Raw genomic sequence first — 13,454 nt, forward strand, 5'->3', positions numbered from 1 at the left:
TTTCGTTTTAATATTTTATAAGATGTGTAGCATACCCAGAAATATAAATTTAATTCGCTCTTTGGAAGAATCGTTAATTAGTGAAGAGGAATAGATTGGGGGGGTGAGGGCAGTGTTAGTCACTATAGGGTTACCTTTTTATAATTGTGAGAAGACCTTACAAACTACTATACAGTCCATTTTTGCTCAGACATATTCAGAATGGGAACTTGTGTTAATAGATGATGGATCTTCAGATAGATCATTGGAACTAGCTCAATCAATTAAAGATCCTAGAGTAAAAGTATATCATGATGGAGAAAATAGAGGATTAGTATATAGATTGAATCAAATTACTTCTTTAGCAAAAGGTGAGTATATTGCTAGAATGGATGCCGATGACATTATGCACCCAGAACGAATCAAAAAACAATTGGAATTTCTTCAAAGCAATCCCGATATTGATTTGATTGGCACACGTGCTTATATCATTAATGAGAATGATGATATAGTTGGAAAACGAAAAGTGATAGGCGATAATATTGAACCGCATATAGTACTTGCCAAAGGGTTATTTATTCATCCTACTGTAATGGGAAAAGCAGAATGGTTTCGTTCAAATCTATATTCTCAAGAATACGTTAGAGCTGAAGATCATGAGATATGGGTTAGAACGCTTGAAACTTCAAATTTTTTCATTTTGGAAGAACCTCTTTTGTTTTATAGAGAAAATAGCTGCATTAACTTAAAGAATTATAGATTAAGTTGTAAAACCGATAGAAAAATATTTAGGAATTATGGACCAAATTCAGTTGGAAGGATTGAAACTGTAAAGCTAGTTGTTAAGTCATGTCTAAAAGAGTATATTTATATTCTTTTTAGTATGTTAAAAGCAGAGCAATTTCTAATTAACAAAAGAAATAATCATATAGTTGACGCCGAGTTAGTAGAAACTGGGATGTTGATAGAGAGGATTCAAAAGTGCAAATTACCTATATAAATCTACCTTAATTTTTCATTTTTAAATATTGACATAGAGGAATATCCCTTATGTTGTATTTCGTGTTGAAGATAGGGTCTTTTTAAAATGAGGTGAAATTTTTTGAAGAATAATCCTATAAGAGTGTTACAAGTAGCTGGAGAAATGCGCTGTGGTGGTGCAGAAACTATGATTATGAATATTTATCGCAATATGGATCGTAATCATATACAATTTGATTTTGTTTCTTTTAGTAGAGTAAAAGGCCATTTTGATGATGAAATAAAAAGGTTGGGAGGTAGAATATTTTATATACCTTCCCCAAAGGAAACTGGAGTTGTTCAATTTTGTTACAACCTAATGAAGGTGATAAAAAAACAAGGTCCATTTCATGTAGTGCATGCTCATACCCTTTATAATATTGGATTGGTGTTATTAGCTACACGAATAGCGGGAGTAAAATGTAGAATTGCACATTCGCATAGTACGAAAGCTACTATTAACTCTAATCTACTTCGGAACATATACAATATAGTAATGAAAAAGTTAATTCATTTGAACGCTACACATTATCTTGCTTGTGGGGTAGATGCAGGATGTTTTCTTTATGGAGAATCGTTATTTAATAAAAAAGGTGTTGTATTATCTAACGCAATCGATGTGGCAGAATACAGGAATGATCATAATTCAAATATATTAGCTATTAGAAATGAATTGAAGTTAAGACCAGAAACACTTGTTATAGGACAAGTAGGTACTTTAAATGCTATTAAAAATCACAAATTTTCGATTTCGGTTGGTCGCAGATTACAAGAAAAAGGTGTAGATTTCAAAATGATATTTGTCGGAGATGGAGAATTACGTGATGAACTTAGAAAAAATGCGAAATCAGCAGGGATAGATAAGAATATCATTTTTTTAGGTATAAGATCAGATATTCCAAGATTAATGGGGGTATTCGATCTTCTAATTATGCCATCTATTTTTGAAGGACTGCCTGTAACACTTATAGAAGCTCAAGCAGCAGGTATACCATGTGTAGTTTCAGACGTAATTACTATAGAAGCAGACTTAGGTTTAGGATTATTAAAATATATAAGCTTAAACGATGACATAGATAAGTGGATTCATGCAATTCACAGTCAGAGGAAATTGAAAACTGTTGATATGGAACAAATTGCGGCTGTTTTTAAACAGAAAGGTTATGATATTAATCGCAGTATTGAAAGATTAATGCTAATGTATAGAGTTTAGGGATGAGGGTATATATGCGAAAAAAGAGTTCCTTAGTATGTAAGAGAGAAGTTATTATTGTATCTCACAGCTTATTTATATTTTTTATGACTTTAATAGGTATAGTAATGCTTACGTATGAAAAAAATACAATATCAAATTTTGATGTTGTATTTTTTGGTTGGATAGGGAATATTCTATTTGTATGGTGTGTTTTATCCTGGAAGTATATGAAGGGGTATTTGTTTCACCCATATATATTATTTCTACTTTCTTTTTTTGTATATTTATATGGGCAAGCATTCTTAAAATCATTGGGAATATCTTTAGAGAACTTTGATTTATATGTAGAATTTACTCATGCAGAAATGTTAGCAGCACAGCTTTATACCTGCCTTTGTATGGCTTTTTTACATCTGGGAGCAATATTGTCTATAAGGGATTATAAAGATAGAAAAAGTAATGTAATGAATAGGATGGAAAATATTAGTTCTCCCAAAACAGTAAAGATAGTTGCGTGGATTTTTGTTATAGTTTCTGTGTATCCGTACTTTCATAATGTTTTGGATGATGTGAAAAATTCACTGAATAATGGTTATTTATCTTTGTATGAAAATGAGAATATAAGTGGATCAGCTAGTAATATGATTCAATCACTTAGCATGTTTTTTATACCTGGGTTGTTTTTTCTTTTAATATGTTATAAAGAAAACAAACTGATTCTCCGTTTAATAAGCGGAGTTATTTTATTTTCTGTTCTAATAGGCTATATGACTGGAGGAAGAGGTACTGCTACATCTTTAATTATAGCTTTTATCTGGCTATGGCATGTACAAATTAAACCTTTTAAAGGGTATAAAGTTTTTATTTTAATAACAATTGGTTTTATTCTGTTTTCTACATTACCTGTTATTTCTGAGTTTAGATTATATTCTAATCGAGATATAGGTACTTTTTTTGATTTATATCAGAAAAAGATGATAGAAGATAATTTAATTGTTTCAGGAATTGGTGAACTAGGTGGATCCATGTTTCCTTTAGTGAAAGTAATGAATATTATGCCTGATATATATAGTTTTAAACTTGGAGAGTCTTATTTTTCTTCCATTATGGCTATAATCCCTAGTTCGTTTTTTGGTGGATATAGCTTTGCTGACCTTGCAGATTTACCAAATTGGTTAATGAAAGTTTTAAAAATGGATTACGGGCCTGGATTTTCCATAGTTGCGGAAGCATATTATAATTTCGGATGGTTTGGTCCGCTGTTCATGTCTATATTAGGGTATGCTTTTGGAAAATTATTTGATTTTAATTTTAACGGAGCAAAGCGTATTCTAATTAGGAATGCATTAGCAGCTATTACTCTTTATATACTTATTAATAATGTCCGTGCTTCATTATTATTAACAGTAAGACTTGAGGTATATATGGTTATTTTACCTTATTTTCTACTGATTTTATTTTGCAGGCCATCAAAAAAACAAATAAGTAAAGAATTTTATACAGCATTACCCAGCAAAAGTATTTCCCCTCAAAGTTTCGCAATGAGTAAAGAAATTAGGTGGGAATCGATCGCCAGTAAAAGATCGATTGATGAAGGTTAATTATCAGTGGAGGGATAAAAACCCTCCACTGATATAAATTTTGTGTTATTCAGAAAAATTAAAAAGGTATGGGGTAATCATGAAAAAAAAGTTGTTGTTTGTTACAAATGATCTTAATTGTGATGGTGCATCTAAAAGCCTTTTAAGTTTACTAGAGCAAATAGATTATAAAAATTATGATGTGGATCTCTTATTGTTTGCTCATAGAGGAATGTTTATGAATATGATTCCGAAAGAGGTTAATGTACTGCCCCCTATAACCCCATTAAAAGAAATCACTTTGCCCTTTACACAATCTATAGGAAAGCTATTAAGTTGTGGGAAATGGGGGTTAGCATATAGACGAACACGATATTTAATGAATTATTATTGTGGTATGTCAGTAGCTAAAGCTATGCAGCAGGTATGGCCATTTTACGCTCAATATGTTGGGGTACTAAAGAAAGAGTATGATGTTGCCATTAGCTATCAGGATTATTGGTCAAAGTATTTTATAGCTGAAAAAACGGTAGCTAGTAAAAAACTTGCATGGAATCACTGCAATCTATCGAAAGTAGGAATGGATATTCAATTTGAAGAAAAATATAATAAGCTTATTGATTATTGGATAACTATTTCTGATGAATGTAAGGACGTATTAAATTCAATGTTTCCTGATATGCTTGCAAAAACTTATGTTATAGAAAATATTATTTCTCCATCAGTTGTTCGTCGAATGGCCATAGAAGATGTTCCTGTTATGAAAGAAAATTTTAGTGGTTGTTGTATTGTTACTGTAGGAAGATTATCACATGAAAAAGGTATAGATTTAGCTTTAGATGCGTGTTTAAAATTGGTTCAATGTGGATATGATATTCGCTGGTATATTATTGGAGAAGGTAAACAGAAATCTGAATTAGAAAAGAAAATTAGAAAAAATAATCTACAAGACAGGTTTATTCTATTAGGTGTACATTCTAATCCATATCCTTTCATGAAACATGCTAAAATATATGTTCAACCTTCTCGTACTGAAGGGAAATCTATTGCTATTGAGGAGGCCAAGTCTTTGGGAAAAAGCATAGTAGTGACTAACTATCAGACTGTAGCTTCTCAAATTGTAGATATGGAAACGGGTTTGATATCTTCTATAAGTGGTGAAGGTCTATTTATTAGAGTTAGAGAGTTATTAGATAAACCTGAATTACATAATCTTTTCTCTATTAATTTGGATGATTATAAAGGGAATGAAAGTGAGATAGATAAATTTTATGAGTTAATAGGGAGGGAATATTATGTTACCAATAGTGAGTATAATAGTACCTGTCTATAATGTTGAAAAATACTTGGATAAGTGTATTGAATCTTTATTAAACCAAACACTTAGGGAAATAGAAATTATACTTGTTGATGATGGCTCACCTGATAGGTGTGGTCAGATCTGTGATGAATATGCTCAAAAAGATAAACGAATAAGGGTCATTCATAAGAACAATGGTGGGATCTCTTCAGCGAGAAATGCAGGATTAGAGTATGTAAAAGGTACGTATATTGGATTTGTTGATTCAGATGATTCGGTTGACAGACATATGTTTGAATTTTTAGTAAAATCGGCAGAAAAATCAAATGCAGATATAACTATTTGTGGATATCAAAATGTTTTGGAAGATGGAAGTTTTATCTCTATATTAAGTCCGCAAGAACAAGTAATTAATATGAATGATTTAGGAATTTCTAAATATATTATTAATCATTATCTAACATTTGAACATGCGTTTTGTAATTGGAACAGATTGTACAAAAAAGATTTTGTTAATAAGTATAACTTAAGATTTGAAGAGGAACATAGCTATGCAGAGGATATGCTTTTTAATTTATATTCGATTTGTCATGCAAATAGAATTAGTATCATTCCCAATCCGCTTTATAATTATGTTCGTAAATCTGAATCTCTTAGTCAAGTACTGCCAGATGATATTTTAATCAGATTGGTAAATTTAGTAGAAACATTTGAAATATACGTAAAAAAATATAATGTAAAAAATATAACTTCAGGTATGATTGCTGTTGTTTTTTGGTATGAGATTATTTCTGCGTTAACATCTTTGGCAAGGTCCATGGATGAAAATGAATTAACGAAAAAATTAAAGATAGTCGGTGAAAACCCCTCGTTTAAAAGGTACATGCGAACGTGTTTTAGTTGTAAAGAATACGTTAGTTATATAGAACGAGCTGGTTATACAAGAAAAGGAAAATATTACATGAAATTTATTATGTTTTTATATATTAATCGATGTTATTCACTTGCGACAAAAATAATAAAAAGTTTTAATAAATAAAAATTTAAAGGAATAACATAATCATATTTCGGAGAGAGTTTTATGCGAACAAAAAAAGCTTTTTATAATTTTTGTGTAGCTATTATGCTTCAATTGATTACTATTATATTGGGATTCTTGATCATTCCAATAAGGATACAAACATACGGTTCTGAAATGAATGGATTACTTGCATCAATAGGACAATTTTTAGTATATTTCAAACTCGTTGAAGCGGGAATAAGTATTGCATCCATGCAAGCCCTTTACAAGCCGCTAGCAAATAACGATACGTCTCAAGTAAATGCAATTTTATCTGCCACTAAGCAGTTTTACAATCGTGCAGGTATTATATTCACTATAATCGTCGTAATATTCTCTATTTTATTTCCGATCGTAACTAAGGGGGAAATTTCTGGCTTTACAGTTACAGCGCTTGTAATTGTAATGGCAGGAAGTGGAATATTAGAGTTTCTTATTTTTAATAAGTATGGGGTATTATTAGCGGCTGATCAAAAAGATTATATTGTGAATTTTATTCAAGTCATCATTTCAGTATTGAACGCTACAATTTCTATAGTACTAATGTATTTAAATAAAAGTATATTATTGGTAACAATATGGTCTACAAGTGCTTCGGTGTTAAAAGTAATGATTATAGTTTTGTATTTTAAGAAATATTATCCTGAAATTAAATTTAATACAATTCCCAACTATGAAGCTATAAGTAAGAGGTGGGATGCATTTATTCATCAACTGGCATCTTTAGTTGTTTTTAATAGTCCTATCATTATTATTACATTTTTTTGTAGTCTTAAAGTAGTAAGTATTTATTCTGTTTATAATGTAATTTTTGCAGCGATTGGCAGCATAATTGGAGTATTTTCTAGTGGATTGTTAGCAGGATTTGGTCAAGCTATGACAATCAACAATCAAGAGAGTGTTCGTAAGTCATATAGTAGTTTTGAATGTCTATATTACATGGTTTTAACATGGGCATATACGTGCTGTTTAATTTTAATTCTTCCGTTTGTAAGAATATATACAAAGGGAATTCATGATGCTAATTATATTGACCCTGTATTGGCAATTTTATTTGTTTGGGTAGGAATGTCTAATCAAATTAGAATCCCGCAGAATATGCTTGTATCTGCTGCGGGACATTTTAAAGAAACGAGAAAGCGTGCAATTATAGAGGCGTGTATTAATATTATTGCATCCTTAGTATTTGTTCAGTATTTTGGAGTGTACGGTGTACTGATGGGTTCTATTTGTTCGTTTACTTATCGAACAATTGATTTTGTCATTTATGGAAATAGGCACATATTAAATCAATCACCTTTAAAATCTTTTCAACGTATTATTATTAATATCGTATTAGGAGTAACTAGTTTATTCTTTTTTTATCGTTTTTCTCATGTAAATTCTTCTGGTTGGATAGATTGGGGGCTGCAGGCAATAATAATATCAATCGTTATTATGCTTGTAATTGTTTCGGGAAATATGATTTTTGAGAGAGTTGTAATGATAGATATTGTGAAGAGAATAAAGGTGATTATGAAAAGATAGTAAAACAATTGGAAAGGAGAAAAACTGTACTTCACTCCTTTTCATATAGTGAGGAAGGATATTCTCAATGATATGATGTTATATACGAAACATGTGAATTAAAAGATTTGGAGAGGATAAACATGCTTAAAGTTGTATCTACTAAGTCTGAATGGGATGAAGTTATTTCTTGTTTTGATAATCTAGATATATATTATTCGAAAGAGTATATTGATTTGTTTGCCGTACAAGAGAATGGAAGAGTAGAGGCATTATTTTACCAGGATGACGAATGTAAGATTTTTTATCCGTATATAGTGAGAAAGATTCCTTTTGAAAATTATAATTATCAAGATATTGTAACTGCATATGGATATGGTGGGCCACATCTAATTGGAAATCAAGAAAAGATAAAAAAATTTTACGAGCTGTTTGAAGAATATTGTAGAGAAAGAAACATTGTAACTGAGACTATACGATGCCATCCACTATTATGCAATCACCAGTATTTAGAAGAAGTAATGGATACGAATTATATCCGAAAAACAACTGCTGTTAATTTAGAAAATAGCTATGAAGATATATTTAATCACTATACATCCAGTAATAAGAGGAATATAAAAAAGGCTTTGAAGAATGGAATTGTAGTTGAAAAGGTAGATATATCAAAAGAGAATATTGATATATTTGTAAACTTATATAAAGAGACGATGGATCGAAATTATGCGAAAGAAATGTATTATTTTGATGCTGATTATTTTTATAATCAAGCGAACGAAACATCTCTTTATGAATGTTATTTGCTGTTTGCTAAGTATGAGAATCAAATTATTGCAGGTGTGATGGTTCTTTTAGGAAAGAAATCGCAATTTTCACACTATCATTTAGGGGCATCTAAAACGGATTTTTTGCATGTAAGACCAAATAATATTTTGTTTGATTATATGATAAAGTTTTGTTTAAAAAAGGGTGCTAAGTTTCTTCATTTAGGAGGAGGCTATAGCGAAGATGACGGTTTATTTAAATTTAAAAGCTCATTTACAGCTAATAATCATTATGGATATTACATAGGTAGTAAAATTTATGATGAAGCTGTATATGATAATTTATGTGAAGTGGCAGCGAAGAAAAGTTCTTTACGCGAGGGATACTTCCCGTTATATAGAAGTATATTGTGATATGGCCCTTTTGAAAGAGAAAGGGTTTTTTTAGATCTTTCTGTTCTTCTCACCTATGAGTTAAATTGAACAATAATTTAGTAATTCACTTCATCTTTTGGAGGAAGAAAGGGTGTTTCATAATTAGAACATGAATTTTTATAGAAGAAGTTAAGTGAAAACTGCATACATGTGGCAGTTTTAAAAAAATAAATATGAATATGGGGATGTATATCAGTAGGGAGCGTGATGATTCATGAAGCGTTTGTTTGATGTCTTAATTTCTTCATGTTTATTATTGTTATTTTCTGGGATTTTATTAACCGTATTTATTTTAATAAGAATAAAGTTAGGATCACCTGTAATATTTAAACAGAAGCGTCCTGGATTACAAGGTAAACTGTTTTATATATACAAATTTCGAACAATGACAAATGAGAAAGATCAACAAGGAAATCTTTTGCCAGATGATGCAAGGCTAACATCATTTGGAAAGTTACTACGAAAATTAAGTTTAGATGAATTACCACAGTTAATTAATGTTATAAAAGGAGATATTAGTTTGGTAGGACCTCGTCCATTATTGATAGAATATTTGCCTCTATATACTGCTGAGCAAGCAAGACGCCATGAAGTTCGGCCGGGTATTACAGGATGGGCACAAGTAAACGGCCGGAACGCAATCTCCTGGGAAGATAAGTTTACATTAGATGTTTGGTATATTGATAATCTATCCTTCTGGTTAGATATAAAGATTCTCTTTTTAACAGTAGTGAAGGTATTTAAAACAGAGGGAATTAGTCAGCAAGGGCATGCCACGATGGAGAAGTTTAACGGCTCCAAATTATATAAAGAAGGTGCGAAATAAAGTGAAACTTTGATTAATAGGTGGCTTCATTTCCAGCTATCTTTTTTGTTTTCTCTGAATCTTGAGGCGAAAGTTTTACTGTACGCAAATAGCAGAATAAAACATTACTTCGTACAACGGTTGATTCTTTAGGGATAATTATACAATCAGTTTGCTATAAGGAGTGTATTACGATAATGGAAAATCAACGAATCTTCCTATCTCCACCACACATGAGTGGAAATGAACAAAAATATATAAATGAAGCTTTTATACAAAACTGGGTGGCTCCATTAGGACCTAACGTAGATGCATTTGAACAGCAAATGGCTAGATATGTAGGAGTAAAAGCCGCAGCTGCTGTTAGCTCTGGTACTGCTGCTATACATTTAGCGTTACAATTGTTGGGGGTTACAAGGGGGGATATTGTATTTTGTTCGTCTCTAACTTTTATAGCAAGTGCGAATCCAATTGTATATCAAGGTGCGGAACCTGTTTTCATAGATTCAGAGCCAGATACATGGAATATGTCACCTGTCGCTCTTGAAAAAGCATTTGAAGACGCACAAAAATCTGGGAAATTACCTAAAGCAGTTATTGTTGTGCATTTGTTCGGACAAAGTGCAAAGATGGACGAAATTATGGACATTTGTGAGAAGTATGGTGTATCAGTTATAGAAGATGCAGCAGAATCGTTAGGGACAGTATATAAAGGAAAGCCAACAGGTTCATTTGGAAAGTTTGGTATTTTTTCTTTCAATGGTAATAAAATTATTACTACTTCTGGTGGCGGAATGCTTGTTTCGAATGATGAAGTGGCAATTCAAAAAGCGCGTTTTCTTTCTACCCAGGCTCGTAATGCGGCAGTTCATTATGAACACAGTCAAGTTGGCTATAATTACAGGATGAGTAATATTCTTGCGGGTGTCGGCCGGGCGCAATTAGATGTGTTAGATGAGCGTGTACAAGCTCGTCGTAATATTTTTAATCGATATAAATTAGCTTTAGGTGATGTATCAGGTATTACATTTATGCCAGAGTTTATCGATGCGATTCCAAATCGTTGGTTATCCGTATTACTCGTTGATGAGAAGATAACAGGCATAACGCATTTAGATATTATGAAGGTTTTAGCTGCAAAAAACATTGAAGCGCGCCCTATCTGGAAACCGCTTCATAAACAGCCTGTGTTTGAAGGAGTCACTTATTATGCGCATAGTGAAACAGAAAGTGTTTCGGATAATCTATTTCATCAAGGATTATGTCTTCCTTCTGGATCAAGTATGACAATTGCAGAACAAGAGAGAGTGATTGAAACCATTGAAGTACTATTAAAAGTAGGTAACACTCTTACTTATTGAGTGTGGGGAGATACTTAATGTAAGAGAGAAGGTAATAGAGATGAAAAAGTATGTTCTATTTTCGATCTTAGGAGTTTTAGGTGTAATAGTAATTGCTACTGGGGTTTATACATATAGAGTCTATTCTTCTGTTTCCAAAACATTAAGTGAAGTTCATAAACCATTAGAGCGTGATAAGAACGGGAATCTTTCAGAAACGAAGAAAATTGATAAATCTGAACCAATATCTATTTTATTATTAGGAGTGGATGAAGGAGAGGATGATAAAGGCCGTTCCGACTCTTTAATAGTGATTACATTAAATCCTGAGATGAAATCGATGAAAACATTAAGTATTCCGCGTGATACGTATACTGAAATTGTTGGAAAAGATAAAAAGGATAAAATTAATCATGCGTATGCATTTGGTGGAGTAGACATGTCGGTTGCCACGGTAGAGAATTTCTTGAATATTCCTATTAATTATTATATTGAAGTGAATATGGAAGGTTTTAAAGATATTGTCGATGCGGTTGGTGGAGTAGATGTAAATAATGATTTAGAGTTTAGTTTAGATGGCAGTTACTTTACAAAAGGAAACATTCATTTATCAGGAAATGAAGCTTTAGCATATACACGTATGCGTAAGGAAGATCCTCACGGCGATTTTGGTCGTCAAATGCGTCAACGGCAAGTGATGAAAGCTGTAATTTTGAAAGGGGCAAATTTTTCATCTCTTGCAAGCTATGGTGATGTATTAGAAGCAATTCAAAAGAATGTAAAAACAAATTTAACGCAAAATCAAATGTTTAATATACAAAAGGATTATAAGGAGTGTCTGCAAAATACAGAAGAAATTCAAATTTCAGGGGATGGTCATCTACAGGATCAAATTTGGTATTATTTCGTGCCAGAACAAGAGCGTCAAAATGTATCTAATAAATTGAAAGAACATTTGACACTTTCTGAGAAGTAATATTTGAAATCCAACTGCTTAGAGAGCAGTTGGATTTATTTTGACATGCGTATTTAATTATTTCACATGTTCTTGATAATATCATTATTAGTATCACTGCTCATAAAAATAGCAGCCTATATCTGTTTAAATGATGATTGTGTATACCTACTTCAATTTTCCTTCCGAAACCTCTATAAATATATATATTATAATTCCCCTCTAAGATTAAATCATTTTTCTAATCCTTTACAATAAACTCTATAACTAGAATTTAAATGTATTTAAGGTTATGTGAACTGCCCACCACTTAACGCTCTTACAAGCTGTTTGAAGTGGGGGCTTCTCGGTTAGTCGTTACTTTTACGGGCTAACGAATTAGTCCTAAGACTGCGAGCTATCTCCCATGTCCCATAGGTTTTTGATACGATTTATGATAATGCTAACAAGCGTATCGCTTCATTTTTGATGTTGATTGCAGAATTATAATCTCTATCTATTGACGTACCACAATCACAAACATACACTCGTTCAGATAGTGCTAAATTCTTTATAATTCCACAACCACTACATGTTTTTGTAGAAGGAAACCATTTGTCTATTTTCACAAGTTGTTTGCCTTGTTTTTGTAACTTATAGGCTAAAAAAGTGGTGAACATCCCCCATCCATTATCAGTAACACTTTTCCCAAAGCTAAGTGCTCGTGACATTCCTTTCATGTTCAAGTCCTCAATTGCTACAACATCAAAGTTGTTAACTAATTCTTTTGACTTATGATGAAGGAAGTTCTCACGTTGATTTGCTACTTTTTCATGCAATTTAGCTACAAGAATACGTTGCCTATTCCAACGCTCTGAGTCTTTTGTACGTCCTGATAATACTCGTTGGGCCTTTGCTAATCTTTCTAATATTTGACGGTAGAAGCAAGGATAATTGACTTTCTCATTCTCACTACTCACGCACAATTCAGACATAGCAAAGTCTAATCCAACAACAGTTTCCACTTCTTTCTGCACGATTTCTTGTTCATACTGAGTCAAGATAGACACATAGTATTTCCCAGTAGGTGTCATGGAAATCGTGCATGACTTAATCACATGGCCCTAAGGTATCTCTCTATGTTGTTTAACCTTTACAAGCTACAATTTCGGTAATTTGATATGACCATTCATTAACATAATATTTCCGTTGACCATATTCGTTGTATACGATTTTCTATCCTTTTTGCTTTTGAACGTTGGGAATCCATTTTGACCACTAAAGAAATTTTTATAAGCAGTTTGCAAATTTAATTGCACATTCGCTAATGCTAATGAATCCACTTCTTTTAACCATTCAAACTCTGCCTTGAACTTTGCAGGAGTAGGAAATTTTTGTTTGTTTAGTTCTTCTTTATTCCCTTTGTGCTTCTCATACATTTCTTTTCGCTCAGCCAACATCTTATTGTATATAAATCGCACTTTGCTAGAATAACAGGATATTATGTTTTTTAACAAGAAAAAACAAACAGTATTC

Annotated in this window: 10 protein-coding genes and 1 pseudogene; 10 read left to right on the plus strand and 1 reads right to left on the minus strand. The window is 32.0% G+C overall.

The features are described 5' to 3' along the window. Window positions 1–112 precede the first annotated feature (112 nt). The 10 genes from AB1284_RS06610 (at window position 113) to AB1284_RS06655 (ending at window position 11,960) form a co-directional block, all read left to right on the plus strand. Window positions 113–979, plus strand: coding sequence for a glycosyltransferase family 2 protein (locus AB1284_RS06610; RefSeq protein ID WP_429750723.1), 867 nt, complete (start codon window positions 113–115; stop codon window positions 977–979). A gap of 102 nt (window positions 980–1,081) precedes the next feature. Then, window positions 1,082–2,212, plus strand: a complete 1,131-nt coding sequence (locus AB1284_RS06615) for a glycosyltransferase family 1 protein (RefSeq protein WP_429750721.1) — start codon at window positions 1,082–1,084, stop codon at window positions 2,210–2,212. 14 nt (window positions 2,213–2,226) lie between these two features. Continuing rightward, window positions 2,227–3,795, plus strand: a complete 1,569-nt coding sequence (gene wzy, locus AB1284_RS06620; protein ID WP_429750719.1) for an O-antigen polysaccharide polymerase Wzy — start codon at window positions 2,227–2,229, stop codon at window positions 3,793–3,795. Window positions 3,796–3,874: 79 nt separating this feature from the next. Further along, window positions 3,875–5,107, plus strand: coding sequence for a glycosyltransferase (locus tag AB1284_RS06625; RefSeq protein WP_429750717.1), 1,233 nt, complete (start codon window positions 3,875–3,877; stop codon window positions 5,105–5,107). Next, window positions 5,070–6,113, plus strand: a complete 1,044-nt coding sequence (locus AB1284_RS06630; RefSeq protein WP_429750715.1) for a glycosyltransferase family 2 protein — start codon at window positions 5,070–5,072, stop codon at window positions 6,111–6,113. Before AB1284_RS06625 ends, AB1284_RS06630 begins: the two co-directional genes overlap by 38 nt. A gap of 42 nt (window positions 6,114–6,155) precedes the next feature. Beyond that, a complete protein-coding gene (locus AB1284_RS06635) occupies window positions 6,156–7,661 on the plus strand; it encodes a lipopolysaccharide biosynthesis protein (RefSeq protein ID WP_429750714.1) in 1,506 nt (501 codons plus the stop codon). A gap of 122 nt (window positions 7,662–7,783) precedes the next feature. Further along, on the plus strand, window positions 7,784–8,818 hold the full coding sequence (locus AB1284_RS06640; protein ID WP_429750712.1) for a lipid II:glycine glycyltransferase FemX: 1,035 nt from the start codon (window positions 7,784–7,786) through the stop codon (window positions 8,816–8,818). Between the two features lie 235 nt (window positions 8,819–9,053). Next, window positions 9,054–9,665: a sugar transferase gene (locus AB1284_RS06645; protein WP_429750710.1), complete on the plus strand. Its 612-nt coding sequence runs from the start codon at window positions 9,054–9,056 to the stop codon at window positions 9,663–9,665. Window positions 9,666–9,841: 176 nt separating this feature from the next. Beyond that, the gene (locus AB1284_RS06650; RefSeq protein WP_429750708.1) at window positions 9,842–11,005 is read left to right on the plus strand and encodes an aminotransferase class I/II-fold pyridoxal phosphate-dependent enzyme; all 1,164 of its coding nucleotides are present in this window, start codon (window positions 9,842–9,844) and stop codon (window positions 11,003–11,005) included. Between the two features lie 40 nt (window positions 11,006–11,045). Then, window positions 11,046–11,960 (plus strand): LytR family transcriptional regulator, encoded by a 915-nt coding sequence (locus AB1284_RS06655; RefSeq protein ID WP_429750706.1) that lies wholly within the window; start codon window positions 11,046–11,048, stop codon window positions 11,958–11,960. 410 nt (window positions 11,961–12,370) lie between these two features. Here AB1284_RS06655 and AB1284_RS06660 read toward each other — a convergent pair. Next, window positions 12,371–13,399 (minus strand): annotated as a pseudogene (locus AB1284_RS06660) (RNA-guided endonuclease TnpB family protein); the annotation flags it as partial. Window positions 13,400–13,454 lie beyond the last annotated feature (55 nt).

Origin of the sequence: Bacillus sp. S2(2024) (assembly GCF_050474045.1) — a bacterium.
GTDB classification, from domain to species: Bacteria; Bacillota; Bacilli; order Bacillales; family Bacillaceae_G; genus Bacillus_A; species Bacillus_A yunxiaonensis.

Coding starts and splice junctions, on each gene's coding strand:
- AB1284_RS06650 (WP_429750708.1), top strand. CDS start 9,842: ATGGAAAATCAACGAATCTTCCTATCTCCACCACACATGAGTGGAAAT.
- AB1284_RS06640 (WP_429750712.1), top strand. CDS start 7,784: ATGCTTAAAGTTGTATCTACTAAGTCTGAATGGGATGAAGTTATTTCT.
- AB1284_RS06635 (WP_429750714.1), top strand. CDS start 6,156: ATGCGAACAAAAAAAGCTTTTTATAATTTTTGTGTAGCTATTATGCTT.
- AB1284_RS06645 (WP_429750710.1), top strand. CDS start 9,054: ATGAAGCGTTTGTTTGATGTCTTAATTTCTTCATGTTTATTATTGTTA.
- AB1284_RS06655 (WP_429750706.1), top strand. CDS start 11,046: ATGAAAAAGTATGTTCTATTTTCGATCTTAGGAGTTTTAGGTGTAATA.
- AB1284_RS06625 (WP_429750717.1), top strand. CDS start 3,875: ATGAAAAAAAAGTTGTTGTTTGTTACAAATGATCTTAATTGTGATGGT.
- wzy (WP_429750719.1), top strand. CDS start 2,227: ATGCGAAAAAAGAGTTCCTTAGTATGTAAGAGAGAAGTTATTATTGTA.
- AB1284_RS06630 (WP_429750715.1), top strand. CDS start 5,070: ATGTTACCAATAGTGAGTATAATAGTACCTGTCTATAATGTTGAAAAA.